The sequence below is a fragment of the Streptomyces sp. NPDC048479 genome, assembly GCF_040651435.1.
Classification (GTDB): Bacteria; Actinomycetota; Actinomycetes; order Streptomycetales; family Streptomycetaceae; genus Streptomyces.
This window is the reverse complement of the sequence record NZ_JBEZKA010000001.1, coordinates 28,335-54,604: the sequence shown is the minus strand read 5'-3', so window position 1 is coordinate 54,604 and position 26,270 is coordinate 28,335. Positions and strand designations below refer to the sequence as shown.

Sequence of the window (26,270 nt, the reverse complement as noted above, 5' to 3'; positions counted from 1 at the left end):
GCTTTCCCCTACCCGCCCCCTTCCTGAACCGGGGCTCCGCCCCGGACCCCGCGCCTCAATAGCCGGCGCGGCATGGGTTCCGCCCGTCTGCGGAAACTCAAGCCCGTCCGGCGATTGAGGACACGCCCGAAGGGCGTACGGGGGTCTGGGGCGGAGCCCCGGGTTACGGGAAGGGGTGGGTGGGGGAGCAACGCACGCCCCGCCAGTCACCCGCGCACGCGCATACGGTGACCCATGTCAGCCAGACTTCTGGGGCATACGGCCCCGACAAGGAGCACGTCGCAATGTCGAGCGACTTCTTCATCCCGGACCCGGAGGGTCAGGTTCCCAGCGCCGAGGGCTACTTCGGCGCGTTCGGCGGCAAGTTCATCCCCGAGGCGCTCGTCGCCGCGGTCGACGAGGTAGCCGTCGAGTACGACAAGGCCAAGGCCGACCCCGCCTTCGCCGCCGAGCTCAACGACCTGATGGTCAACTACACGGGCCGCCCGAGCGCGCTCACCGAGGTGCCCAGGTTCGCCGAGCACGCCGGCGGTGCGCGGGTCTTCCTCAAGCGGGAGGACCTCAACCACACCGGATCGCACAAGATCAACAACGTGCTCGGCCAGGCGCTGCTCACCAAGCGGATGGGCAAGACCCGGGTCATCGCCGAGACCGGCGCCGGACAGCACGGCGTCGCGACCGCGACAGCCTGCGCCCTCTTCGGCCTCGAGTGCACGATCTACATGGGCGAGATCGACACCCAGCGCCAGGCCCTGAACGTGGCCCGGATGCGGATGCTCGGAGCCGAGGTCATCCCGGTGGCCTCCGGCAGCCGGACCCTGAAGGACGCCATCAACGAGGCGTTCCGCGACTGGGTCGCCAACGTGGACCGTACGCACTATCTCTTCGGCACGGTCGCCGGACCGCACCCCTTCCCCGCGATGGTCCGCGACTTCCACCGGGTCATCGGCGTCGAGGCCCGTCGCCAGATCCTGGAGCGAGCCGGCCGGCTGCCGGACGCGGCCGTCGCCTGCGTCGGCGGCGGATCCAACGCGATCGGGCTGTTCCACGCCTTCATCCCGGACGCGGATGTACGCCTCGTGGGCTGCGAGCCCGCGGGCCACGGCATCGAGACCGGCGAGCACGCGGCCACCCTGACCGCGGGCGAGCCCGGCATCCTGCACGGCTCGCGCTCGTACGTCCTGCAGGACGAGGAGGGCCAGATCACCGAGCCGTACTCGATCTCCGCAGGGCTCGACTACCCCGGCATCGGCCCCGAGCACTCGTACCTCAAGGACAGCGGCCGGGCCGAGTACCGTGCGGTGACCGACGACGAGGCCATGCAGGCGCTGCGCCTGCTGTCCCGTACCGAGGGCATCATCCCGGCGATCGAGTCCGCGCACGCGCTGGCCGGGGCTCTGGAGGTCGGCAAGGAGCTGGGCAAGGACGGACTGATCGTGATCAATCTGTCCGGCCGCGGCGACAAGGACATGGACACCGCCGCCCGATACTTCGGGCTGTACGACGGCGAGGGGGACGCGAAGGTCGCCGCCGACGCCTCCGCGGAGAACGGCTACGCCGAGATCAGGAGGGACGCGAAGTGAGCGGCAACATCCAGCTGTTGAGCGACACCCTGGCGCAGGCCAGGAACGAGAACCGGGCCGCGCTCATCGCGTACCTCCCGGCCGGCTTCCCGACCGTCGACGGCGGGATCGAGGCCGTCAAGGCCGCCTTCGAGGGCGGCGCGGACGTGGTGGAGGTCGGGCTGCCGCACAGTGACCCCGTCCTCGACGGCCCCGTCATCCAGACGGCCGACGACATCGCGCTGCGCGGCGGCGTCAAGATCGCCGATGTGATGCGTACGGTCCGGGAGACGCACGAGGCCACCGGCAAGCCGGTCCTCGTCATGACGTACTGGAATCCGATCGACCGGTACGGCATCGAGCGCTTCACCGCCGAGCTGGCCGAGGCGGGCGGCGCGGGCTGCATCCTGCCCGACCTGCCGGTCCAGGAGGCGGGCGGATGGCGCGAGCATGCCGAGAAGCACGGCCTCGCCACCGTCTTCGTCGTCGCGCCGAGCAGCCAGGACGCACGGCTGGCGAAGATCACTGAGGCCGGTTCCGGCTTTGTGTACGCGGCCTCGCTGATGGGTGTCACGGGCACCCGCGAGTCCGTGGGCGCGCAGGCTCAGGACCTGGTGCGGCGTACCCGGGCCACCACCGAACTGCCGGTCTGCGTGGGCCTCGGGGTGTCCAACGCCGAGCAGGCCGCGGAGGTCGCCTCGTTCGCGGACGGCGTGATCGTCGGCTCGGCGTTCGTGAAGCGGATGCTCGACGCACCGGACCGTGCCGCGGGCCTTGAGGCGGTACGGGAGCTGGCGGGCGACCTCGCCAAGGGTGTACGCAGGGGCGAGTAGCTCATACGGGTGGAAATGGGACCGGGGAGGCATGCACATGCCTCCCCGGTTCGTTTGCGGGATGTGAGCGAGAAGAACCAGGGACAGAAGCAGACCGCGCGCGAGCGGCTTCAGCAGGAACGTGAGCGGGACAAGGCGCGGGAGAAGCGCCGGCGGACCCTGATCGTGGCGGCGGCGGTGGTGGGCGTACTGGGCCTCGCCGCCGTGGTCGGCGTGGTCGCCGCCAATTCCGGGAAGAAGGGCAGCGGCTCCGATGCCGGTCCTCTCCTTGCGCCCGCGGGAGTGCAGGGCAAGGACCAGCTCGCGATCCCGGTGGGCGCGAGCGACGCCCCGTCCACGCTCACGGTGTGGGAGGACTTCCGCTGCCCGATCTGCGCGAAGTTCGAGAGCGTCGCCCGGGGCACCCTCCACGAGCTGGAGCAGACGGGTCAGGCCAAGATCGAGTACCACCTCGCCACCATCATCGACGGGAACATGGGCGGCACCGGCTCGCTTCGCGCAGCGAATGCCGCGGCATGCGCACAGGACGTCGGGAAGTTCGCCCCGTACCACGATGTCCTCTACCAGAACCAGCCTGCGGAGACGGACGACGCCTTCGGCAAGAACAGCAGGCTGATCGAGCTCGCCGGGAAGGTCGAGGGACTCGACACCCCGGAATTCCGCAGTTGCGTCGAGGACGGCAAGCACGACGCCTGGGTGGCGAAGTCGAACACCGCCTTCCGCAACAGCGGCTTCCGCGGTACACCGACCGTGCTGCTCAACGGGGAGTCGATCTTCCCGGACAAGGGCGGCGAGCCGATCACCACAGCCAATCTGAAGAAGTGGGTCGAAGAGGCGAACAAGGGCAAGAAGCCGGGCACCAAGCGGTCGACGCCGAGCCCGACTTCGCCTGCCTCCTGACGCGGCCTGACGGACTGCCTCGAGCCGCGGCTCGTTACCCAGACGTTGCCGGGTGGGTTGCCGCACGTCCCACCCGGCAGGGTAGCGTCGGTCCTGCCATGGATATCGCCTACATTCCCAGCCCGTCGACCGGAGTGCTCCATCTCGGACCGCTCCCGCTGCGCGGCTACGCGTTCTGCATCATCATCGGTGTCTTTGTGGCCGTCTGGTACGGCAACAAGCGCTGGATCGCGCGGGGCGGCAAAGCCGGCACCGTGGCCGACATCGCCGTCTGGGCGGTGCCCTTCGGTCTCGTCGGCGGCCGGCTCTACCATGTGATCACCGATTACCAGCTGTACTTCAGCGAGGGTGAGAACTGGGTCGACGCCTTCAAGATCTGGGAGGGCGGCCTCGGTATCTGGGGCGCGATCGCGCTGGGCGCGGTCGGTGCCTGGATCGGCTGCCGCCGCCGCGGGATCCCGCTGCCGGCCTGGGCGGACGCCCTGGCACCCGCCGTCGCCTTCGCGCAGGCGATCGGCCGCTGGGGCAACTGGTTCAACCAGGAGCTGTACGGCAAGCCGACGGATCTGCCGTGGGCCCTCAAGATCACCGAGGGCACCAACCGCGAGGCCGGCCTCTACCACCCCACATTCCTGTACGAGTCCCTGTGGTGCGTCGGCGTCGCGGTGCTCGTCATCTGGGCCGACCGCCGCTTCAAGCTGGGACACGGCCGGGCGTTCGCGCTGTATGTCGCGTCGTACTGCGTGGGCCGGGGCTGGATCGAGTACATGCGCGTCGACGAGGCGCACCACGTACTGGGGCTGCGCCTCAATGTGTGGACCTCGATCGTCGTCTTTGTGCTGGCGGTGACCTACATCGTGATCTCGTCGCGGGTGCGGCCGGGGCGCGAGGAGATCGTGGAGCCGGAGACGGCGAAGTCGGAGGTGGCGAAGCCCGCGGCGGACGCCGGAGGCGACGACTCTGCGGCAGACGGGTCGGAAGGCACGTCGGAAGGCGCGTCGGAAGGCACGTCGGACGGGACGTCGCAGGACCCCGCAGACGGGGACGAGAAGACTGACGCGGACGCGGAGTCGGCCAAGAAGGGCTGACGGCACGAGCCGTACGCAGGGGCCGCCGGAATCGAAAGGATTCCGGCGGCCTTTGCCTGTCGGGGGATGAACACGACGCGCCCGGAGGCCGGACGACGAGTACGCCGAGCCGTACGGAATCAGGGTTCCTCGCGTCGCGCGAGGGCGAGGGTGCGCTGCGCCGCGGCCACGACCGCCGCGTCGACGAAGCGGCCGTCCGGCAGGGCCAGCGCGCCCTCGTCCGTGGCGGCCGCTTTGACGATCTCCTCCGCCGCCTCGATCTCCTCGGGCGTGGGGCGGAACGCCCGCTCGATGACCGGGAGCTGGTCGGGGTGGATGGCCGCCCGGCCCAGGAAGCCGAGCGAGCGGCCGTGGGTGCAGGAGGCGTAGAGGGCGTCCAGGTCGCGGATGTCGGGGAAGACGGACTGGGCGGGTGGTGGGAGTTGCGCGGCACGGGCGGCGATCACGATGCGGGTGCGTGGCCAGTCGAGGCCGGTGCCGTCCCGTACACCGAGATCGGCCCGGAGATCGGACTCGCCGATGGCGATGCCGCGGACGGCGGGGTGGGCGGTGGCGATCGTGTACGCGTGCTCCACGGCGAGCGCGGATTCGAGGAGCGGGTAGAGCGGGACGCCCGGGGCCCGGGCCGCGATCCGCTGAATGTCAGAGGCGTGTGCGACCTTGGGGATACGCAGCGCACAGAGGCCCGGAAGTCCGGTGAGGGCCTTGATGTCATGGGGGGTGTTGATACGGACATGGACCGGGAGGGGATGGCGGGACGCGAGGAGTTCGACGGTGGCGGCCAGCGCGTACTTCTTGCGGCCCGGGGACACCGCGTCCTCCAGATCGACGATCACGACATCGGCGGCGGAGGCGAGTGCTTTGTGCACGACCTCGGGTCGGTCCCCGGGGGCGTACAGATAAGTGAGGGGGATGGTCATACGGCGCCCTGGGTGCGGAGAGCGGTGATATCGGCCAGGGACAGACCGAGTTCGGTGAGCACCGCGTCCGTGTCGGCGCCGTGCGGGCGGCCTGCCCAGCGGATGGTGCCGGGGGTGTCGGAGAGGCGGAAGAGGACGTTCTGCATACGGAGGGGGCCGAGCTCGGGGTCGAGGACTTCGGTGATGGTGTCCAGCGCCCGGTACTGGGGATCTTCCATGACATCGCGGATGTCGTAGATCGGAGCGATCGCAGCTTCGGCCTTCTCGAATGCGGACATGGCTTCGGAGCGGGTGCGGCGGGCGATCCAGTTGCCCACCGCATCGTCGAGTTCGTCCGCGTGCTCCGCGCGGCCGCTGCCGGTGGCGAACCACGGCTCGTCGATCAGCTCGGGGCGGCCGACCAGATGCATGACGCGTTCGGCGATGGACTGGGCCGAGGTGGAGACGGCCAGCCAGCAGCCGTCGGCCGTGCGGTAGGTGTTGCGCGGTGCGTTGTTGCGGGAGCGGTTGCCGGTGCGCTGCTGAATGTAGCCGAGCTGGTCGTACCAGAGGGGCTGCGGGCCCAGCACGGTCAGGATCGGCTCGATGATCGCCATGTCGACGACCTGGCCGCGGCCCGTCGCGGTGCGGGCGGTGAGCGCGGTCATCACGGCGTAGGCGGTGGCGAGCGCCGCGATCGAGTCGGCGAGGCCGAACGGAGGGAGGGTCGGCGGACCTTCGGGCTCGCCGGTGATGGAGGCGAAGCCGCTCATTGCCTCGGCGAGGGTGCCGAAGCCGGGGCGGTGGGAGTACGGGCCGAACTGCCCGAAGCCGGTGACGCGGGTGAGGACGAGTCGGGGGTTGGCCGCGCTCAGTTCGTCCCAGCCGAGCTGCCACCTCTCCAGGGTGCCGGGGCGGAAGTTCTCGATGATCACGTCGGCGGTGCTCGCGAGGAGGAGGAGGGTCTCGCGGCCACCGGGGCTGGACAGATCGAGGGTGACGGTGCGTTTGTTGCGGCCGAGCAGCTTCCACCAGAGGCCGACGCCGTCCTTGGTGGGGCCGTGGCCGCGGGAGGGGTCGGGCCGGGTGGGGTGCTCGACCTTGATGACCTCCGCGCCGAAGTCGCCGAGCATCGTGGCGGCGAGCGGGCCCGCGAAGAGAGTGGCCAGGTCGAGGACGCGCAGTCCGTGCAGGGGAGTGGGGGTCATGAGGCGTCGATCTCGGAGCGGTACGGCATGGAGGTGGATGCGCCCGCGCGCTGGACACACAGGGCTGCGGCGGCCGAGGCCCAGCTGAGGGCCTGCTGTACGGGGCGGCCCTCGACGAGCGCGACGGCGAGAGTGCCGACGAAGGTGTCGCCCGCCGCGGTGGTGTCCACGGCGGTGACCCGGGGTGCCGGGACGGTGAGGGGCGCGGCCCCTCTCCGCGCGTAAAGGCTGCCTGCCGCGCCGAGCGTGATCACGACCTCGGGGACCTGACGCAGCAGCGCCTCGGCCGCGGCATGCGGGTCGGCGATGCCGGCCAGGGTGGCTGCCTCGTGCTCGTTGGGGACCAGCAGATCGGTGGCGCCGAGGAGTGCGGGAGGGAGGGGCTGGGCGGGGGCGGGGGTGAGGACGGTCCGTACACCGTGGCGGCGGGCGGCTTCGGCGCCGTCGAGCACGGCGCTCAGCGGGAGTTCGAGCTGGAGCAGCAGCGCGTCGGCGGTGGCGATGAGGGCCTCGTCGCCGGGGACGAGGTGGGTGACGGTGCCGTTCGCGCCGGGGATCACGACGATCGAGTTGCCGCCTTCGTCGTCGACGACGATGTGCGCGGTGCCGGAGGGGACGTCGGCGGTCCGCAGGAGGTCGGTGTCGACGCCGGAGGAGACGAGCGTCTGCCGCAGGCGTACACCGAAGTCGTCCGAGCCGACCGCGCCGATCATCGCGACGTCGCCGCCGGCGCGGGCGGCGGCTACGGCCTGGTTGGCGCCCTTGCCGCCGGGGATCGTACGGAACTCACGTCCCGTGACGGTCTCTCCGCGTTTCGGCGCGTGCGCGACGTACGCGACCAGGTCCATGTTGGTGCTGCCGAGCACCACGATTCCGGTCATGGGCGGAGTGCCTCCTGGTGGGTGAGGTGGGCGAGGGTGTCGAAGCCGATGCCGTCGAAGCCGGCGACGGAGGTGGCGAGACGGTTCTTGAGCGGTGCGGTCCAGCGGTGGGGGATGGCGTCGGGGTGGCCGGCGAGCAGCCCGGCGATGGAGCCTGCGGTCGCGCCGGTGGAGTCGGTGTCCCAGCCCCCGGACACGGCTCGGCAGATGGAGCCGGTGAAGTCGCCGTCGGCGTGAGTGAGAGCGGCGGCGAGAAGGGCGATGTTGGGGATGACATGGACCCAGTGGTGGTGGCCGTAGGCGGCGTGGAGCCGGTCGACTGCCTGGTCGAAGTTCGGTTCCTTGTGCGCGGTGTCGATACCGAAGCGGACGGCTTGGGCGAGGCGGGAGCGCGGGGGGACGACGCGCAGGCCGGTCCGCAGGCACTGGTGGATGTCGCTCCGGCCGCCGGCCGCGGTGGCGATGGTGGCTGCGATGAACATCGCACCGTAGACGCCGTTGGCGGTGTGGGTGAGCACGGCATCGCGGTGGGCCTGCGCGGCGGCGGCCGCGGGGTCGCCGGGGTGCGTCCAGCCGTGGACATCGGCGCGGATGGCGGCGCCGATCCACTCCCGGAAGGGGTTGCGGTGGCGGGCGGTGAGCGGGGGCTCGATGCCGGAGAGGAGGTTGCGGTAGGCAACGCGTTCGGCGGTGAAGGTCCGGCCGGCCGGAAGCTCGTCGAGCCAGAGCCGGGCGACGTGGTCGGTGGTGAAGCTCCTTCCGTGGCGCTGGAGGAGGACCAGATTGAGGAGGGGGTAGTTGAGGTCGTCGTCCTCGGGCATGCCGTCGATGTTCTCGGCGAGGGAGGTGGCGGCGGACCGGCGGTTCCAGGGGTGGGCGGCGGCGAGCTCGGCGGGGAGGCCTTTGGCGGTGAACCAGGTGTTGAGGGGCCAGTTGCCGGTGGCGCGGGCGAGGTCGCGGATGGCGGTGAGGGGGAGCTTCTCGACGGGCTTGCCGAGAAGACACCCGACGGCACGGCCGAGCCAGGCGGCCTGCAGGGCGTGGGGGTGGGCGTGGGCATTGGCGTGGGGGTGGCTTTCCCCCGACCCGCCCGTTCCCGGAGTGGGAGGCGGGCCCCCGGACCCCGTCCATGCTGCTTCGCGCGAGCCGGGCGCGGGTGGGCTGCCTTCGGGTTCGAGCGCACACCGTGCCTCGAACGAGTCCTGTGGGGGCGGGCCGTCGGGCGGTTGCGCCGGCTCATGGGGTGGGCCGGTCGGCGCCGGGCCGGCAAGGCTTCCCGCTGCGTGCGGGGCCGGCGGTGTCGGCCAGGTGGGGCAGGCCGTGGCGATCGTGGGCAGGTCCGTTGGTTCCGCGTCCTTCAACGGGGAAGACAGTCGGGCCAGTTCGGCCAGGAGCTCGACCGCCAAGGCACGGAGATGCGGCGGGGCCGGGGTCGGGGAGGCTCCCGCGTGAGGTGGGGTTTCGGGGCCGCCCGCCGTCTGCCAGCGGGTACGGATCTCCGTCGCGTCGCGGCCGTCCTCCTCCGCCTGGCGCAGTTCGTGGCCCAGCAGGTCCTCCGGCTGGACCCAGGTGAGGCGCAGGCTCGTCATCGTGCCTCCATCAGGCGCGCGAACGCCGACTCGTGGGATCGGTATCGTTCCGTGTCGCGGGTGAAGACCTCGCGGGTGACCGCCGCCAGTTCCCGCGCCGGCGCGTGCAGGTCGATGCGGCTCGCCTCGGCCACCGTCTTCGCCCAGTCGCGCGGCACCGCGGACTCGCCGTGGAGCGCCCCCGCGATCGCTCCGGCCATTGTCGCGATCGAGTCGCAGTCGCGGCCGTAGTTGACGGCGCCCAGGACCGTACGGCGGTAGTCGCCCCCGCCCACCAGCAGCATTCCGAGCGCGATGGGGAGTTCCTCGATGGAGTGCAGCCGAGAGGGCCGGCGGGCCGCCAGGGACGGGGTGCGGTAGTCCGGACCGACCGTGTCGAAGGGAGCGACCGCCGTACGAAGAGGAACGAGGGCCGATTCGAAGTCCGAGTAGCCGGCTGCGGCTTCGGCCACCGCCTCGATCGCCGACTCCGTGCCGTCCTTGGCCAGTGGGAGCACCGTGTCGACGACCGAGGTGGGGGTGGCGTCGGGCAGGCAGGCAGCGGAGACTGCCGCCGCGAAGACGCCCGCCGCCTCTCGCCCGTACGAGGACTGGTGCGCGCCCGCGATGTCGATGGCCTCGGCATAAGCGGCCTCGGGATGCGCCGCGTTGACCAGGCCCACCGGCGCCATGTACATCGCCGCGCCGCAGTTGACGATGTTGCCCGCGCCTGCCTCGCGCGGATCGTTGTGCCCGTAGTGGAGGCGGGTCACCATCCACTTCTCGGCGAGGAAGACGCGTTGCAGGGGCAGCGCCTCCGCCTCGAGCTCCGGGATCCAGCGGGGGGTCGACATCAGGTCGGGGACCAGGTGGTCGGCGACGGCGTACGCGTCGAGATGGTCGCGTACGGTCGCGTACACGCGGATCAGCGCGTGCGTCATGAGGGTGTCGTCGGTGATGTGGCCGTCGCCCTTGTGGTACGGCGCGATGGGGCGGGCGGTGCGCCAGGCCCCGCCGCTCCACGGGCCGACGATGCCGTGGACGCGGCCGCCGTGCCGTTCCACGATCTGCTCCGGGCTGTAGCCCTCGACCGGGCCGCCGAGCGCGTCACCGACAGCCGCTCCGATGAGGCTGCCGGCGATCCGGTCATCGAGTGCGAGCGTCGTCTCGAGTGTCGTCGTCGTCATGTCGGAATTGTCCACCCGGGGCGGTCAGTTCCGTGTGTGCGAGCAGCCCGGCGAGTTCGACCAGATCCGTGCCGGCGAGCCGGGGGAGCGCGCAGCCCGCGAGGGTGCGGCAGGCGTCGCGCCAGGTGGCGGGGACGGAATCGCCGCCGCCGAGCGCGCCGGTCAGCGCGCCGGCGAGGGCGGGGGCGGAGTCGGCGACGCGGGAGAGGCAGGCGGCCGCGGGCACGGCCTCGGCGACCCGGCCGCGGGCGGCGGTGGCGAGGGCGAGGGCGACCGGGACGGTTTCGGCGGCGGCGATGCCGTAGCTGTAGACGTGGTCGACGATCTGGTGCTCGAGGAGCGGTACGAGTTCGAAGGCGCCGTTCGCGTCGCGGGCGAGTTTCACGGCGTGCTGGGCGTTGCGGCCGATCTCGGTGGCGTCGGGGAGCTCGGCGAGGGCGGCGTCGACCGCGTCGTCGACGGACGCGCCGCCGAGCGCCGCGGCCACGGCGGCGGCCATGGCGCGTGCGCCGTGCACTCCGTCGCCGTCCTGGGTGTAGCGCGCGTCGAACTCGGCGAGCGTGGCGGCGGCGAGCGGGTCGCCGGGGTGGACGACGGCGAGAACGGCGGCGCGTACGCAGGCGGCGTCGTCGAAGTAGTGCGGGTTGTCGTGGCCGGTGGCGGGCGGGCGGAGGCCGGTGGCGAGATTGCCGAGTCCGGCGCGTACGGAGATCCGGGCGCGGAGTTGGAGTACGGCGGACTCGACCTCTGGGGCGCGCTCGGCGGCTGCCGCGATCTCGCTGGCGAGGGAGTTCCAGGCGAGGTCGACGGCGGCGCGAATACGGCGGCCGGGGGGCAGGCCGGTGAGGAGGTCACCGGCGGCGGTGAGCACGGTCTCGGCGGCGAAGGCGGCCCACTCGGCGTCGTCGGAAGGGCCGAGGAGGAGGGGTTCGGGGGGCTGGTTGAGGGCGATGGGGACGGGGAGGGTGGTGGTGGCGTTCTGCTCGGCGAAGGTGTCGAGCTCACGGGTGAGACGGCGGGTCCACTCGGGCATCCGGGCGGCGCGGTGCCGGGCGGCGGGCCACCCGGCGGCGTCACCGGCGGCGAGGCCGAGGAGGAGACCTTCGATGGGGCGGGGCGCGGGGTCGTGCGGTCCTGCTGGATTCGGGGCTTCGCGTGAGCCCGGGCGCCTGTCGGGCGGGAGGCCCCGCAGCCCTCCGGGGCTCGGTGCTTCGCGCGAGAGCAGGGGGCTGTCGGGGCCTCCGGGACTCTGCGCTTCGGGCCTGGCCCGTGTGGGCTCCCGGCGGCTCGTCGCGGGTTGCCCGGCCGCCGCCTGGTGCTCGGGTGTCATGACGCCGCCTGCGGGTCGTCGTCCGGGGTCAGGAGTTCCGCGATGTCCAGCACGTGGTAGCCGCTCATCGACGGGAGGCAGCTCCCGCGGACCGGGCCGATCACCGAGGACCATTCGGCGGGGATCGCCGTGGCGCCCGACACCGCTCCCGCCAGCGCGCCCGCCACCGCCGCCGTCGTGTCCGCGTCGCGGCCCATGTTGACCGCCGTCAGGACCGACGTACGGAAGTCTCCGCGGGCCGCCGCGAACGCGCCGAACGCCAGGCCCACCGCCTCCGGGGCCAGGTCCGTCCACGGGTAGCCGCCGATGACGACCGCCGAGCGGACCGCCCGTTCCTTGGAGAGCGCATCCGCGTAGGTGTGCTGGGCCGCGACGACCGCGCGGCGCAGCGAGCGGGCCGTCCAGGAGTCCATGGGGACCACGGACAGGGCCGCGCCGATCACCCCGGCCGGCCCCGCTCCCGCCATCGCCGCGGCCACGCCTGCCGCCACCGCCTGGCCGCCGTAGATGCCCTCGCCGTCGTGGCTGACGCTGCCGTCGATCGCGACCAGCCGCGCCGCCTCCGCCGGGTGGCCCGCCGCGAAGACGCCGAACGGCGCCGCGCGCATCGCCAGGCCATCGCTCCAGGCGTGCCGGTGCTGCGCCGAGATGGGGGCGGCGAGCCCGCGCCGCAGATTCTCGAGCGTGCCGCGTTCGCTGAACCCCGCGCCCCGGAACGGGCCTTCGTCGAGGTCCGCGATCCATTGGTGCCACGCCTTCTCCACATGGGCCACGGTCAGGGCCGAGCCGTGCCGGGCGAGGAGGAGGCCGGAGAAGATGGCGTACTCCGTGTCGTCCGTGCCCGCCGGATGCTCGCTCACAAAGCCCTCGATACGGCCCCACCGGCGGCGGATCTCGGACGGCCGCATGTTCTCGGCGGGAGCGCCGAGCGCGTCGCCCACCGCGAGACCGAGCATTGCGCCGCAGGCCCGCTCGCGGATGTCGGCGGAGGAGGGGCCGGTCGGATCAGCGGGATTGCATGCAATCAACTCCATGGGGCGGGCCCCTTTCGCGCGCACCGAGCCTGTTCCTCCATCTGTGCCACATGTGACGCGCGAGGAGTCTGAGAAACGTGTCTGTCACCCGGACCGCCCTCCGGCTCCGGAACCCGGACCGCCCTCCGGCTCCGGCGCCGGACCGCCCTCCGGCTCTGGAACCCGGACCGCCCTCCGGCTCCGGCGCCGGACCGTCTCCCGCCCGGCGGCCAGGTAAGTACGGCCTGCCTTGCTGGCGGACCCCTTACATCGTGCGTATTTTCAAGGGTGAAGGGGGAGCGGGACCACCGGGCCCGCTGCAGGAAAAGGGGAGAACTGTGTCCATCATCGAAACCGAAGCGACGCTCCACGAAGCGCACCGCGACAATCACACGCACCGTGATGTGAACGGCGGCTGGCTGCGCCCCGCGGTCTTCGGCGCGATGGACGGACTGGTCTCCAACCTGGCGCTGATGACCGGTGTCGCGGGCGGCTCGGTCTCCCAGCAGACCATCGTTATCACCGGCCTGGCCGGCCTCGCGGCGGGCGCCTTCTCCATGGCGGCCGGCGAGTACACCTCCGTCGCCTCCCAGCGCGAGCTCGTACAGGCCGAACTGGACGTCGAGCGGCGGGAGTTGCGCAAGCACCCCGTCGACGAGATGGAGGAGCTGGCGGCGCTGTACGTCGCGCGCGGCGTGGAGCCCGCGCTCGCCCGCGAGGTGGCGATGCAGCTCTCCAGGGACCCCGAGCAGGCGCTGGAGATCCATGCCCGCGAGGAGCTCGGCATCGACCCGGACGACCTGCCGTCGCCGACCGTCGCCGCGATCTCGTCCTTCGGTTCGTTCGCGCTGGGCGCGCTGCTGCCCGTACTGCCGTATCTGCTCGGCGCAACCGCTCTGTGGCCGGCGGTGCTGCTGGCGCTCGTCGGACTCTTCGCCTGCGGTGCGCTCGTCGCCCGCGTGACGGCGCGCAGCTGGTGGTACAGCGGGCTGCGCCAGCTGGTCCTCGGTGGCGCGGCGGCGGCCCTCACCTACGGGCTCGGAGCGCTGTTCGGCGCCGCGGTCTGACACCTTCCGGCAGTCACCCCGCCCCTCCTCCGACACCTGCGCACCGGCCCCTCGCCAGGGGCCGGTGCGCTGTCGCAATGCGCGCCGGTCCCGCAAGTTGTGACGTACGTCCTCTCTGCGGATCCGGCGAGGAGTGAGACACTATGCGAGACGCCACATAAGTAGCCGTTTACTCGACGGTTTCGAGTCCTTAACCACCGGGCATGAGCCGTAGACACTGCGGGCAATGAGGCCTGCTCTGCGACGGGCTTGCGGACATCGATCTGTCCGACTTGACCCATCTCCACCGCTTCGCGCGGTGTCCGCATGCTGGAACCAGCTATCCACTTTTCGAGAAGCACTCCATCATGTAATCTGCACGAAATTTCGCGGAGGGCCAACGTCGTCCCTCGGCAGCTGTATTTGCCACGACGACGACGGGAGAGCCGATGCGTTCCGACGCCTGGTCGCCCATGGACGGTCGCCCCACCCCCCAGGGGATGTACGACCCCCGTAACGAACACGACGCCTGCGGCGTCGGGTTTGTGGCCACCCTTACCGGTGTTCCCAGCTATGAGCTGGTCGAGCAGGCGCTGACCGTACTGCGGAATCTGGAGCACCGCGGTGCCACCGGCTCCGAGCCCGACTCGGGTGACGGCGCCGGCATCCTGCTTCAGGTCCCGGACGCCTTCCTGCGCGAGGTCAGCGGTTTCGACCTCCCCGAGGCCGGTGCGTACGCCGTCGGAATCGCCTTCCTGCCGGCCGGCGACAGCACCAACGCCGTCTCACACATTGAGACGATCGCCGCCGAGGAAGGCCTGAACGTCCTCGGCTGGCGCGAGGTCCCGGTCACCCCGGATCTGCTCGGCAGCGGCGCCCGCGCCACCATGCCGGCCTTCTCGCAGCTCTTCGTCTCGGACGGTACGAGCACGGGTATCGCGCTGGACCGCAAGGCCTTCGTGCTGCGCAAGCGCGCCGAGCGCGAGGCCGGGGTCTACTTCCCGTCGCTCTCCGCCCGCACGATCGTCTACAAGGGCATGCTGACCACCGGCCAGCTGGAGCCCTTCTTCCCGGACCTCTCCGACCGGCGCTGCGCCACGGCCGTCGCGCTCGTCCACTCGCGGTTCTCCACGAACACCTTCCCGAGCTGGCCGCTGGCCCACCCGTACCGTTTCGTCGCGCACAACGGCGAGATCAACACGGTCAAGGGCAACCGCAACTGGATGCGCGCCCGCGAGTCGCAGCTCGTGTCCGACCTCTTCGGAGCCGAGAAGCTGGAGCGGATCTTCCCGGTCTGTACGCCGGACGCCTCCGACTCCGCCTCCTTCGACGAGGTCCTCGAGCTCCTCCACCTCGGTGGCCGCTCGCTGCCGCACTCCGTGCTGATGATGGTCCCCGAGGCGTGGGAGAACCACGATTCCATGGACCCGGCCCGGCGCGGCTTCTACCAGTACCACTCCACGATGATGGAGCCCTGGGACGGTCCGGCCTGCGTCACCTTCACCGACGGCACCCAGGTCGGCGCGGTCCTCGACCGCAACGGTCTGCGACCCGGCCGCTACTGGGTGACCGACGAGGGACTCGTCGTCCTGTCCTCCGAGGTCGGCGTCCTCGACATCGACCCCGCGAAGGTCGTCCGCAAGGGCCGCCTCCAGCCCGGCAGGATGTTCCTCGTCGACACCGCCGAGCACCGCATCATCGAGGACGACGAGATCAAGTCCTCCCTCGCCGCCGAGCAGCCTTACCAGGAGTGGCTGGAGGCCGGCGAGATCGAGCTCGAGGACCTTCCCGAGCGCGAGCACATCGTCCACACCCATGCCTCGGTCACTCGCCGCCAGCAGACCTTCGGGTACACCGAGGAGGAGCTGCGCGTCATCCTCGCGCCGATGGCCCGTACCGCCGGTGAGCCGCTCGGCTCCATGGGTACGGACTCGCCGATCGCGGCCCTGTCCCAGCGCCCCCGGCTGCTCTTCGACTACTTCACCCAGCTCTTCGCGCAGGTCACCAACCCGCCGCTGGACGCCATCCGCGAGGAGCTCGTCACCTCGCTGCGCTCCTCGCTCGGCCCGCAGGGCAACATCCTGGAGCCGACCGCCGCGACCTGCCGCAGCGTCACCCTGCCCTTCCCGGTGATCGACAACGACGAGCTGGCCAAGCTCATCCACATCAACGCCGACGGCGACATGGCGGGCATGACCGCCGCGACGCTCTCCGGTCTCTACCGGGTCAGCGGCGGCGGTGACGCCCTCGCCGCCCGTCTCGAGGAGATCTGCGCCGAGGTCGACGCGGCCATAGAGGACGGCGCCCGACTGATCGTCCTCTCCGACCGGCACTCGGACGCCGAGCACGCGCCGATCCCGTCGCTGCTGCTCACCTCCGCCGTGCACCACCACCTCATCCGCACCAAGCAGCGCACACAGGTCGGTCTGCTGGTCGAGGCCGGTGATGTCCGCGAGGTGCACCATGTCGCGCTCCTCATCGGCTACGGCGCCGCCGCCGTCAACCCGTACCTGGCGATGGAGTCCGTCGAGGACCTGGTCCGCGCCGGTACGTTCATCCAGGGCCTGGAGCCCGAGCAGGCCATCCGCAACCTCATCTACGCCCTCGGCAAGGGCGTCCTGAAGGTCATGTCCAAGATGGGCATCTCGACGGTCGCCTCCTACCGCGGCGCGCAGGTCTTCGAGGCCGTCGGTCTCGACGACGCCTTCGTGGAGAAGTACTTCAACGGCACCGCCACGAAGATCGGCGGAGCCGGTCTCGAGGTCGTCGCCAAGGAGGTCGCCGCCCGGCACGCCAAGGCCTACCCGGCCTCCGGTATCTCCGCCACGCACCGTGCGCTGGAGATCGGGGGCGAGTACCAGTGGCGCCGCGAGGGCGAGCCGCACCTGTTCGACCCGGAGACGGTCTTCCGGCTGCAGCACGCCACGCGCTCGCGCAGCTACGACATCTTCAAGAAGTACACGGACCGGGTCAACGAGCAGTCCGAGCGCCTGATGACGCTGCGCGGTCTCTTCGGCTTCAGGTCCGACCGGGAAGCGATCTCCATCGACGAGGTCGAGCCGGTCTCCGAGATCGTCAAGCGCTTCTCCACCGGCGCCATGTCGTACGGCTCCATCTCCCGCGAGGCGCACGAGACCCTCGCCATCGCGATGAACCGGCTGGGTGGCAAGTCCAACACCGGTGAGGGCGGCGAGGACGCGGACCGGCTGTACGACCCGGAGCGCCGTTCCTCCATCAAGCAGGTCGCCTCCGGCCGCTTCGGTGTGACGAGCGAGTACCTGGTCAACGCGGACGACATCCAGATCAAGATGGCGCAGGGCGCGAAGCCCGGCGAGGGCGGCCAGCTGCCCGGTCACAAGGTCTACCCGTGGGTCGCCAAGACCCGGCACTCCACCCCGGGTGTCGGTCTGATCTCGCCGCCGCCGCACCACGACATCTACTCCATCGAGGATCTGGCTCAGCTGATCCACGACCTCAAGAACGCCAACCCGGCCGCGCGTATCCACGTGAAGCTGGTCTCCGAGGTCGGTGTCGGCACGGTGGCCGCGGGTGTCTCCAAGGCGCACGCGGACGTCGTCCTCATCTCCGGCCACGACGGCGGTACCGGCGCCTCGCCGCTCACCTCGCTGAAGCACGCGGGCGGCCCGTGGGAGCTCGGCCTCGCCGAGACCCAGCAGACCCTGCTGCTCAACGGCCTGCGCGACCGCATCGTCGTACAGACCGACGGCCAGCTGAAGACCGGCCGCGATGTCGTCATCGCCGCGCTGCTGGGCGCCGAGGAGTTCGGTTTCGCGACCGCGCCGCTCGTTGTCTCCGGCTGCGTCATGATGCGTGTCTGCCATCTGGACACCTGCCCGGTCGGCATCGCCACACAGAACCCGGTGCTGCGCGACCGGTTCTCCGGCAAGGCCGAACACGTCGTCAACTTCTTCGAGTTCATCGCCGAGGAGGTCCGCGAGCTCCTCGCCGAGCTGGGCTTCCGTACGATCGAAGAGGCCGTCGGCCACGCCGAGCTGCTGGACACCGAGCGGGCCGTGGACCACTGGAAGGCGCAGGGCCTCAACCTCGAGCCCCTCTTCTACGTCCCCGAGCTGCCGGACGGCGCCGTACGCCACCAGCTGGTCGAGCAGGACCACGGTCTGGAGAAGGCGCTCGACAACGAGCTGATCGAGCTCGCCGCCGAGGCTCTGAACGCCGCCTCCGCCGAGGACGCCCAGCCGGTGCGTGCCCAGGTCGCGATCCGCAACATCAACCGCACCGTCGGCACGATGCTCGGCCACGAGGTGACCAGGAAGTTCGGCGGTGCGGGCCTGTCCGACGACACCATCGACATCACCTTCACCGGATCGGCCGGCCAGTCCTTCGGCGCGTTCGTGCCGCGCGGTGTGACGCTGCGGCTGGAGGGCGACGCCAACGACTACGTCGGCAAGGGCCTCTCCGGCGGCCGCATCATCGTCCGCCCGGACCGGGGCGCCGATCACCTCGCCGAGTACTCCACCATCGCGGGCAACACCATCGCCTACGGTGCGACCGGCGGCGAGCTGTTCCTGCGCGGCCGGACCGGCGAGCGGTTCTGCGTCCGAAACTCCGGTGCCACGGTCGTCTCGGAGGGCGTGGGCGACCACGGCTGCGAGTACATGACCGGCGGTCACGCGGTGGTGCTCGGCGAGACCGGACGTAACTTCGCGGCCGGTATGTCCGGCGGCGTCGCGTACGTCATCGACCTCGACCGCGACAACGTCAACGTGGGCAACCTCGGCGCTGTCGAGGCCCTCGACGACTCCGACAGGCAGTGGCTGCACGATGTCGTGCGCCGCCACCAGGAGGAGACGGGCTCGACCGTCGCGTCGAAGCTGCTGGCCGAGTGGTCCATTGCGGTGGATCGCTTCAGCAAGATCATCCCGACCACGTACAAGGCAGTGCTCGCCGCCAAGGACGCCGCTGAGCTCGCCGGTCTCTCCGAGCAGGAGACCACCGAGAAGATGATGGAGGCGGCGACCAATGGCTGACCCCAAGGGCTTCCTGACCACCGGCCGAGAGGTCGCCGAGACCCGCCCCGTCGCGGATCGCGTCAAGGACTGGAACGAGGTCTACGTTCCCGGTTCGCTGCTGCCGATCATCAGCAAGCAGGCCGCGCGCTGCATGGACTGCGGCATTCCGTTCTGCCACAACGGCTGTCCGCTGGGGAACCTCATCCCCGAGTGGAACGACTACGCGTACCGCGAGGACTGGTCGGCGGCGAGCGAGCGGCTGCACGCGACCAACAACTTCCCGGAGTTCACCGGGCGGCTGTGCCCGGCGCCCTGCGAGTCGGCCTGCGTCCTCGGCATCAACCAGCCGGCCGTCACCATCAAGAACGTCGAAGTCTCGATCATCGACAAGGCGTGGGACACCGGCGACGTCAAGCCGCAGCCGCCGGAGCGTCTGTCCGGCAAGACGGTCGCGGTCATCGGCTCGGGCCCGGCGGGCCTCGCCGCCGCCCAGCAGCTGACCCGGGCGGGTCACACGGTCGCCGTCTACGAGCGCGCGGACCGCATCGGAGGCCTTCTCCGGTACGGCATCCCCGAGTTCAAGATGGAGAAGGTGCACATCAACCGCCGTATCGAGCAGATGCGCGCGGAGGGCACCAAGTTCCGCACCGAGATCGAGATCGGCCGTGACGTCGACGCCGCGAAGCTGCGCAAGCGGTACGACGCGGTGGTCATCGCGGCCGGCGCGACTGTCTCGCGCGACCTGCCGGTCCCGGGCCGTGAGCTGAACGGCATCCACTTCGCCATGGAGTACCTGCCGCTCGCCAACAAGGTGCAGGAGGGCGACTTCGTCGCTCCTCCGATCACCGCGGAGGGCAAGCACGTCGTGGTCATCGGCGGCGGTGACACGGGCGCGGACTGTGTCGGTACGGCCCACCGTCAGGGCGCGGCCTCCGTAACGCAGCTGGAAATCATGCCGCGACCGGGCGACGACCGTCCGGCGGGTCAGCCGTGGCCGACCTTCCCGATGCTCTACAAGGTCACCTCGGCGCACGCGGAGGGCGGCGAGCGGGTCTACTCCGTCTCCACCACCCACTTCGAGGGCGACGAGGACGGCAACGTCCAGTTCCTGCACCTCGTGGAGGTGGAGTTCAAGGGCGGCAAGCTGGAGCAGAAGCCGGGCACGGAGCGGAAGATCCCGGCGCAGCTGGTCACGCTTGCGATGGGCTTCACGGGCACGGACCAGGAGAACGGGCTGGTCCAGCAGTTCGGCCTGGCGCTGGACGAGCGCGGCAACATCGCGCGGGACGCGGACTTCGCGACCAGCGTCGGCGGCGTGTACGTCGCCGGTGACGCGGGCCGCGGCCAGTCGCTGATCGTGTGGGCGATCGCCGAGGGCCGCTCGGCGGCGCGCGGTGTGGACCGCTTCCTGACCGGTGTCAGTGAGCTGCCGGCCCCGATCCGCCCGACGGACCGTTCGCTGACGGTCTGATCACCGCTTCAACCCCTCATACGGTCCCGTACAACGGCGTACGGAACTCAACGCGGCGCCTGCCCTGTCCCCGACCGGACACTGGGTGGGCGCCGCGGCACGTTCAGCCGGGGGCGGCATACGAGAGGAAGTCGCTCCATGCGGCGGGGCACGCTGCCGAGCGCGAAGGGCCCCCGTACGGGTGACGTAACCTCAACTCTCCCGTCCCGGTGAACGAACGGAGCCCCGCATGGCGGCCATCAGTCTCCGCAAGATCGAGGAGACCGCGCCCGCGCTCGTCAGCCTCTACAAGAGCGCCGGTGTCTCCTTGGAGAAGCACCGGTTGAACGAGGAGCGCGCCGCCGTCTATCTGGTGCTCGACTACTCCGGCTCCATGAAGGAGTACTACAAGGACGGCAGCGTGCAGGCCCTCGCCGACCGGGTGCTCGGCCTGTCCGCCCATCTCGACGACGACGGCCGGGTGCCCGTCGTCTTCTTCTCGACGGACGTCGACGCAGTCACGGACATCGCCCTGGACAACCACCACGGGCGGGTCGACCGGATCGTGGCGGGCCTCGGGCACATGGGCAGGACGAGCTACCACCTGGCCATGGACGCTGTCATCGACCACTACCTCGACAGCGGCTCGACCGCGCCCGCGCTCGTCGTCTTCCAGACGGACGGCGGTCCGATCAGCAAGCACGCCGCGGAACGCTATCTGTGCAAGGCGGCGAAGCTCCCGCTGTTCTGGCAGTTCATCGGCTTCGGCAACAAGCGCAGCTCGCAGTTCGACTTCCTGCACAAGCTCGACGAGCTGGCCGTACCCGCCAGGCGGGCCGTCGACAACGCCGGCTTCTTCCACGCCGGACTCGATCCGCGCCAGGTCCCGGACGCCGAGCTGTTCGACCGGCTGGTCGCCGAGTTCCCGCTCTGGCTGGCGGCGGCGCGTGCGCAGGGCATCGTGCGATGACGGTACGGGTGCTGCGCGCGGCCGACCGTACGGCCGTGCCCTGGAAGAACGGCGGCGGCGTCACCCGCGAAGTCGCCGCCTCGCCCGAAGGCGCGCCCATGGACGCCTTCGACTGGCGGATCAGCCTCGCGGACGTGGGCGCGGACGGACCGTTCTCCGCGTTCCCGGACGTGGACCGGACCCTGACCGTGGTCGAGGGCGCGGGGATGGACCTCACGGTCGGCGGGAAGCGCATGCTCGCGGACGAGCGGTACCGGCCCTACGACTTCCCCGGCGATGTGGAGACCGACGGCGGGCTTCTCGCCGGGCCCGTCGTCAACTTCAACGTCATGCGCCGCAGGAGCCGTACGGCGTGCCTGACCTCGGTGGTACGGGGAGGACTGCTGGTCATGGTCCCGTCCGGCTCGACAGTGGTGATCGTCGCGCTGGAGGGGACGACGGTCCTCAAGGAGGCGCGTGTGACGCTCGGGCAGTACGACGCCGCGGTGCTGGACGCCTCGCCCGGCTCGCTGCACACGGAGGGGCACGCGGCGGTTGTCACACTGTCCGAGCCACGCACAGAGAATCCCGACAGAAGATGTCGGGATTTCGCGGTTCGATAGCGTCATGACATCAAGCACATGGGCAGATTTCCGGGCGGCGGAGCCGGACTTCGCCGAAACCGTTCAGCGGCGGTTCCAGCAGTACAAGCACCATGTCGTGGCCACCCTCCGCAAGGACGGATCCCCGCGGGTGACCGGACTCGAAGTGGACTTCCGCTTCGGCGAGCTGTGGCTCGGCATGATGCCGAACTCCCGCAAGGCGCAGGACCTCCAGCGCGATCCGCGCTTCGCGGTACAGGCGAATCCCGGCCCCGACGACTCCATGGCCGGCGGCGACGTCCGGATCGGCGGGCGTGTGGTGGAGGTGACGGATCCTGCGGTGCTCGGGCGATTCGTGGCTGAGGTCAAGCCGCCGGAGCCGTTCCATCTGTTCCGGGTCGAGCTGGGCGAGGTGGTGCAGACGTCCGTCGACGGAGATGAGCTGGTCGTACGGTCCTGGCGGCCGGGCGGAGCCGTACACACCGTCCGGCGTCGCTGAGCCCCGCTCATGCCGCCAGCACCCGCGCCCGGCACTGGGCGGCGGTGCCCCAGGCGTCCCGCAGCGGTCGTGCCTTGCGCAGCCAGAGCGAGAGGTCGAGCTCATCGGTGTAACCGACCGCGCCGTGCAGCTGCAGAGCGGTGCGGGCGGCGGCGTACGCGGCCTCGCCCGCGGTGGCCTTGGCCGCGGCGATATCGGCGGTAGCCATCGAGAGGGCGGCTCCGTAGAGGAGCGGCCGGGCGAATTCGAGGCCGATCAGAGTGTCGGCCAGCCGGTGCTTGACCGCCTGGAAGGAGCCGATGGCCGCGCCGAACTGATGGCGCCGCTTGGCATGGGCAACGGTCCGGTCGAGCAGCGCGAGCCCGACGCCGAGGGCCTGCGCGGCGGTGGCAAAGGCGGCGACATCCGCCGCATACGCGGCGGCGGCGGCCACGTGGGGCCCTTCGGCAAGAACCTCGCCCCCGGCGCCGGGTCTCGCCAGCCGCCGCGCGGGGTCGGCGGACGTGTGTACGGGGCCGTGCCCGGGGGCGATGAGCAGCTGCGCGTACGGAGAGCCGTCTGTCGCGTCCGCGCGGGGACTGGCCGGCCCGGGGCGGGCGCTCATGCCCGCGCCGGTGCGGTCACCTGTACCGGCGCCGACGGCGGCTGTCGCGTCCGCGAGGGGGGTGGCCCGCCCGGAGCCGGCGCCCCTGCCCGTACCGGTGTCCGCGGCGGCGGCCGGCGTCGTGCCTGTGCGGGCTGTCGCCCGGTCGGGGCCGGTGGCCGTGTCGCCGAACACGCCCGTCGCGTCCGCGCGGGGAGTGGCCGGCCCGGGGTCGGTGCCCCTGCCCGTACCGGAACGGTCACCCGTACCGGTGTCCGCGGCGGCGGCTGGCGTCGTGCCTGTGCGGGCTGTCGCCCGGTCGGGGCCGGTGGCCGTGTCGCCGAACACGCCCGACGGGTCCGCGCGGGGAGTGGCCGGCCCGGGGCCGGTGCCCCTGCCCGTACCGGAACGGTCACCCGAACCGGTGTCCGCGGCTGGCTCCGGCTTCGCGCCCGCGCCGGCCGTCGCCGGGCCGGGGACGGTCGCCGTGTCGCCGAACACGCCCGACGGGTCCGCCGCGTCCCCTCCCGACACCACCAAAGTCACCGTCGCCGCGTCCGCGTCCAGCGCGTACGGACCGCACCCCGTCAGCGGCAGCGTCATCGCCAGCGTCGCCGTCGACTCGCCCGTCGCCAGCCCCGGCAGCAGCCGCTTCCCCGGTGACGCGTCGCCGTGCTCGGCCAGATGCGTCAGCAGCGCGGCCGTCGCGACCGTCTCGACCACCGGGCCCGGCACCGCATGGCGGCCCAACTCCACGAAGGCAACCGCCAGTTCCACCGGCAGCAGCCCTACGCCCTCGTACGCCTCCGGGGCCGCAAGCGCGAAGACCCCCGCCTCCGCGAGGCGCGACCACAGCGCCCGGCCCGGGGCGTGGTCGCCCGCCGACCACGCCCGTACCGCCGACGGTGTGTCCGCGGCGGTCAGCATCGCGTCCAGCGAGCGCGCGAACGCCTGTTGCTCATCGGTGAGCAGAAAACGCATCAGCGGCGGCCCTTCGGGAGGCCGAGCAGACGCTCGGCGATGATGTCGCGCTGGATCTCGTTCGTACCGGCGTAGATGGGGCCCGCCAGCGAGAAGACATAGCCCTCGGACCAGTCGGAGCCGGCCAACTCCCCCTCCGCGCCCAGCAGATCGAGCGCGGTCTCGTGCAGCGCGATGTCGTACTCGGACCAGAAGACCTTGTTCAGGCTGGACTCGGCGCCGATGCGCTCGCCCGCCGCGAAGCGCGACGCGTTGGCGTAGGTGAAAAGCTGATAGGCACGCGCGCCGATCACCGCGTCCGCCACCCGGTCGCGCAGCGCGGTGTCGTGGCCTTCCGGCCGGTCGGCCGACGCGCGCCACTGCCGTACGAGACGCTCCGCCGCGGCCAGGAAACGGCCGGGCGATCTCAGGGTCAGCCCCCGTTCGTTGCCGGTCGTGGACATCGCGATCCGCCAGCCCTGGCCCGGCTCGCCGATCACGTCCTCGTCGGGGACGAAGACATCGTCGAGGAAGAGCTCGGCGAAGGCGGGCTTGCCGTCGAGCCTGCCGATCGGCCGGACCGTCACACCCGGCGCCGACAGGTCGAACATCAGATACGTCAGACCCTGATGCGGCCGCGACGCCTCGGGACCGGCGACCCGCGCCCCCGGACCGGCGACCCGCGCCCCCGGACCGGCGACCCGCGCCTCCGAACCGGTTCGGAAGATGCCGAACGCGCGGTCGGCGAAGGCGGCCCGCGAGGACCAGGTCTTCTGGCCGCTGAGCAGCCAGCCGCCGTCCGTCCGTACGGCCCGCGACGTCAGCGACGCGAGGTCCGAGCCGGACTCCGGCTCGGACCAGGCCTGTGCCCAGACGACCTCGCCGCTCGCCATCGCGGGCAGCACCCGGGCGCGCTGCTCCTCGGTGGCGTGGTCGAAGAGCGTCGGGGCGAGGAGGTTGATGCCGTTCTGCGAGACCCGTCCCGGCGCGCCCGCCGCGTAGTACTCCTCCTCGAAAGCCAGCCAGCCGAAGATGTCGACGCCCCGGCCGCCGTACTCCCGCGGCCAGGAGACGACCGACCAGCGGTCCGCGTACAGCCGCGCCTCCCACGCGCGGTGGGCCGCGAAGCCCTCCTCGGTCTCCAGGGAGGGGAGGGGCTCGGCGGGCACGTTCGCGGCGAGCCAGGCGCGGGCCTCGGTCCGGAAGGCTTCCTCGCCGGCGGAGTGGTCCAGGTCCATTCGCGCATCCTTCCCTAACAAGTGTTTGGTAGGTTAACGTGCCGCTGTGACGAACAACAGGGCGCAGTACGTACCCGGTCATGGCCTTCTGAAGGGCCGTACCGCCGTCATCACCGCCGCGGCCGGAGCCGGGATCGGCGGAGCGACCGCCCGCAAATTCCTGGAGGAGGGCGCGCGCATCCTCATCAGCGACGCGCACGCCCGCCGCCTGAAGGAGTCGCAGGAGGCGCTCGCGGAGGAGTTCGGCGCGGCGGCCGTGACCTCACTGCCCTGCGACGTCACCGACGAGGCCCGGGTCCAGGCGCTGTTCGACACGGCCGTACGGCAGCACGGCGGCCTCGACATCGTCGTCAACAACGCCGGCCTGGGCGGCACCGCGGCCCTCGTCGACATGAGCGACGACCAGTGGGGCAAGGTCCTCGACGTCACCCTGAACGGCACGTTCCGCTGCACCCGCGCCGCCCTGCGCTCCTTCAGGGCAACCGGGCGCGGCGGAGTGATCGTCAACAACTCCTCCGTCGTCGGCTGGCGCGCCCAGGCCGGTCAGGCCCACTACGCCGCCGCCAAGGCCGGAGTCATGGCGCTCACCCGGTGCGCGGCGGTCGAGGCGGCCGAGTACGGCGTACGCGTCAACGCTGTCGCCCCCAGCCTCGCCATGCACCCGCACCTGGTGAAGGTCACCTCGGCCGAACTGCTGACAGAGCTGACCGCCAAGGAGGCCTTCGGGCGGTACGCCGAACCCTGGGAGATCGCCAACGCCATCGTCTTCCTCGCCAGCGGCTACTCCTCGTATCTCACCGGCGAGGTCGTCTCCATCAGCAGCCAGCATGCGTAGGACGAGAATGGTCCCGTGCCGACCAACAGCAGGAAGAAGAACCAGGTGAGCGCCACGCCCGAGCGCCGCCGCGAGCTCCTCGACACCGCCGCCGAGGTGTTCGCCGCGCAGGGTTACAACGCCACCACCGTCCGCAAGATCGCGGACCAGGCCGGAATGCTCGCCGGCAGCCTCTACTACCACTTCGATTCCAAGGAATCGATGCTCGACGAGATCCTCTCCACCTTCCTGGACGAGCTCTGGCAGGGCTACGACGCCGTGCTCGCCGCCGGGCTCGGGCCAAGGGAGACCATCGAGGCGCTCGTCACCGAGTCCTTCCGGGAGATCGACCGGCACCGCGCCGCCGTCGCCATCTACCAGAAGGAGTCCAGGCATCTGGCGGCTCAGCCGCGCTTCCACTACCTCACGGACTCGCAGCAGAAGTTCGAGAAGGCGTGGCTGGGGACGCTGGAGCGCGGGGTCGCGGGCCAGGTCTTCCGCGCCGACCTGGACATTCGCCTCACGTACCGGTTCGTCCGCGACACGGTGTGGGTCGCGGCGTCCTGGTACCGGCCGGGCGGGCAGCACAGCCCGGAGGAGATCGCCCGTCAGTACCTGTCGATGGTGCTGGACGGTATCGCCGTACGCAGCTGACCGATCGAGGAGCCG

Annotated in this window: 20 protein-coding genes and 2 pseudogenes; 12 read left to right on the top strand and 10 right to left on the bottom strand. The window is 71.2% G+C overall.

Annotated features, from left to right (window positions below; translation table 11 throughout):
• Positions 1 to 284: 284 nt before the first annotated feature.
• From trpB to lgt, 4 genes are all read left to right on the top strand, one after another.
• On the top strand, positions 285 to 1,583 hold the full coding sequence (trpB, locus tag AB0D12_RS00245; protein ID WP_362675320.1) for a tryptophan synthase subunit beta: 1,299 nt from the start codon (positions 285 to 287) through the stop codon (positions 1,581 to 1,583).
• Positions 1,580 to 2,395 carry a tryptophan synthase subunit alpha gene (gene trpA, locus AB0D12_RS00240; protein ID WP_362675318.1) on the top strand — a complete coding sequence of 272 codons (816 nt, stop codon included), beginning with the start codon at positions 1,580 to 1,582 and terminating at the stop codon, positions 2,393 to 2,395. Before trpB ends, trpA begins: the two co-directional genes overlap by 4 nt.
• Before the next feature lie 63 nt (positions 2,396 to 2,458).
• Positions 2,459 to 3,295, top strand: coding sequence for a thioredoxin domain-containing protein (locus tag AB0D12_RS00235; protein WP_362675316.1), 837 nt, complete (start codon positions 2,459 to 2,461; stop codon positions 3,293 to 3,295).
• Between the two features lie 98 nt (positions 3,296 to 3,393).
• Positions 3,394 to 4,383 (top strand): prolipoprotein diacylglyceryl transferase, encoded by a 990-nt coding sequence (gene lgt, locus AB0D12_RS00230; RefSeq protein ID WP_362675314.1) that lies wholly within the window; start codon positions 3,394 to 3,396, stop codon positions 4,381 to 4,383.
• A 119-nt stretch (positions 4,384 to 4,502) separates the two neighbouring features.
• On the opposite strand, the gene AB0D12_RS00225 is transcribed toward lgt, so the two are convergent.
• The 7 genes from AB0D12_RS00225 to AB0D12_RS00195 are packed head-to-tail and all read right to left on the bottom strand — an operon-like array spanning position 4,503 to position 12,490.
• Positions 4,503 to 5,303, bottom strand: a complete 801-nt coding sequence (locus AB0D12_RS00225; RefSeq protein ID WP_362675313.1) for an aldolase/citrate lyase family protein — start codon at positions 5,301 to 5,303, stop codon at positions 4,503 to 4,505.
• Positions 5,300 to 6,490, bottom strand: coding sequence for a CoA transferase (locus AB0D12_RS00220; RefSeq protein ID WP_362675311.1), 1,191 nt, complete (start codon positions 6,488 to 6,490; stop codon positions 5,300 to 5,302). Before AB0D12_RS00220 ends, AB0D12_RS00225 begins: the two co-directional genes overlap by 4 nt.
• Positions 6,487 to 7,371, bottom strand: coding sequence for a ribokinase (rbsK, locus tag AB0D12_RS00215; protein WP_362675309.1), 885 nt, complete (start codon positions 7,369 to 7,371; stop codon positions 6,487 to 6,489). Before rbsK ends, AB0D12_RS00220 begins: the two co-directional genes overlap by 4 nt.
• Positions 7,368 to 8,960 (bottom strand): ADP-ribosylglycohydrolase family protein, encoded by a 1,593-nt coding sequence (locus AB0D12_RS00210; protein WP_362675307.1) that lies wholly within the window; start codon positions 8,958 to 8,960, stop codon positions 7,368 to 7,370. The genes rbsK and AB0D12_RS00210 overlap by 4 nt, the downstream gene beginning before the upstream one ends.
• Entirely contained in the window at positions 8,957 to 10,126 is a 1,170-nt protein-coding gene (locus AB0D12_RS00205; RefSeq protein WP_362675305.1) for an ADP-ribosylglycohydrolase family protein, read from the bottom strand. The genes AB0D12_RS00210 and AB0D12_RS00205 overlap by 4 nt, the downstream gene beginning before the upstream one ends.
• A complete protein-coding gene (locus AB0D12_RS00200; RefSeq protein WP_362675303.1) occupies positions 10,086 to 11,456 on the bottom strand; it encodes an ADP-ribosylglycohydrolase family protein in 1,371 nt (456 codons plus the stop codon). Before AB0D12_RS00200 ends, AB0D12_RS00205 begins: the two co-directional genes overlap by 41 nt.
• Positions 11,453 to 12,490 carry an ADP-ribosylglycohydrolase family protein gene (locus AB0D12_RS00195; RefSeq protein WP_362675301.1) on the bottom strand — a complete coding sequence of 346 codons (1,038 nt, stop codon included), beginning with the start codon at positions 12,488 to 12,490 and terminating at the stop codon, positions 11,453 to 11,455. Before AB0D12_RS00195 ends, AB0D12_RS00200 begins: the two co-directional genes overlap by 4 nt.
• A 317-nt stretch (positions 12,491 to 12,807) precedes the next feature.
• Here AB0D12_RS00195 and AB0D12_RS00190 point away from each other — a divergent pair, with 317 nt between their 5' ends.
• The 6 genes from AB0D12_RS00190 to AB0D12_RS00165 all read left to right on the top strand — a co-directional run bounded on the left by AB0D12_RS00190 (position 12,808) and on the right by AB0D12_RS00165 (position 22,006).
• Entirely contained in the window at positions 12,808 to 13,536 is a 729-nt protein-coding gene (locus AB0D12_RS00190; RefSeq protein ID WP_362675299.1) for a VIT1/CCC1 transporter family protein, read from the top strand.
• Positions 13,537 to 13,964: 428 nt separating this feature from the next.
• Positions 13,965 to 18,524 (top strand): glutamate synthase large subunit, encoded by a 4,560-nt coding sequence (gene gltB, locus AB0D12_RS00185; protein ID WP_362675297.1) that lies wholly within the window; start codon positions 13,965 to 13,967, stop codon positions 18,522 to 18,524.
• Positions 18,517 to 19,977, top strand: coding sequence for a glutamate synthase subunit beta (locus tag AB0D12_RS00180; RefSeq protein ID WP_362675296.1), 1,461 nt, complete (start codon positions 18,517 to 18,519; stop codon positions 19,975 to 19,977). The genes gltB and AB0D12_RS00180 overlap by 8 nt, the downstream gene beginning before the upstream one ends.
• 229 nt (positions 19,978 to 20,206) lie before the next feature.
• Complete coding sequence (locus AB0D12_RS00175) at positions 20,207 to 20,926, top strand: VWA domain-containing protein (RefSeq protein WP_362675294.1); 720 nt, start codon at positions 20,207 to 20,209, stop codon at positions 20,924 to 20,926.
• On the top strand, positions 20,923 to 21,528 hold the full coding sequence (locus tag AB0D12_RS00170) for a HutD family protein (RefSeq protein WP_362675292.1): 606 nt from the start codon (positions 20,923 to 20,925) through the stop codon (positions 21,526 to 21,528). Before AB0D12_RS00175 ends, AB0D12_RS00170 begins: the two co-directional genes overlap by 4 nt.
• A 4-nt stretch (positions 21,529 to 21,532) precedes the next feature.
• Positions 21,533 to 22,006 (top strand): pyridoxamine 5'-phosphate oxidase family protein, encoded by a 474-nt coding sequence (locus AB0D12_RS00165; protein ID WP_362675290.1) that lies wholly within the window; start codon positions 21,533 to 21,535, stop codon positions 22,004 to 22,006.
• 7 nt (positions 22,007 to 22,013) lie between these two features.
• Here AB0D12_RS00165 and AB0D12_RS00160 read toward each other — a convergent pair.
• The 3 genes and pseudogenes from AB0D12_RS00160 to AB0D12_RS00150 form a co-directional block, all read right to left on the bottom strand.
• Positions 22,014 to 22,544, bottom strand: a pseudogene (locus tag AB0D12_RS00160) (acyl-CoA dehydrogenase family protein); the annotation flags it as partial.
• 573 nt (positions 22,545 to 23,117) lie between these two features.
• A pseudogene (locus tag AB0D12_RS00155) lies at positions 23,118 to 23,570 on the bottom strand (acyl-CoA dehydrogenase family protein); the annotation flags it as partial.
• Positions 23,570 to 24,787 (bottom strand): acyl-CoA dehydrogenase family protein, encoded by a 1,218-nt coding sequence (locus AB0D12_RS00150; protein WP_362675288.1) that lies wholly within the window; start codon positions 24,785 to 24,787, stop codon positions 23,570 to 23,572. The gene AB0D12_RS00150 and the pseudogene AB0D12_RS00155, both read right to left, overlap by 1 nt.
• Positions 24,788 to 24,833: 46 nt before the next feature.
• On the opposite strand from AB0D12_RS00150, the gene AB0D12_RS00145 reads away from it, so the two are divergent.
• Both AB0D12_RS00145 and AB0D12_RS00140 read left to right on the top strand, forming a co-directional pair.
• The gene (locus AB0D12_RS00145) at positions 24,834 to 25,622 is read left to right on the top strand and encodes an SDR family oxidoreductase (RefSeq protein WP_362675286.1); all 789 of its coding nucleotides are present in this window, start codon (positions 24,834 to 24,836) and stop codon (positions 25,620 to 25,622) included.
• 15 nt (positions 25,623 to 25,637) lie between these two features.
• Entirely contained in the window at positions 25,638 to 26,255 is a 618-nt protein-coding gene (locus tag AB0D12_RS00140; RefSeq protein ID WP_362675284.1) for a TetR/AcrR family transcriptional regulator, read from the top strand.
• The last annotated feature ends 15 nt before the right edge of the window (positions 26,256 to 26,270 follow it).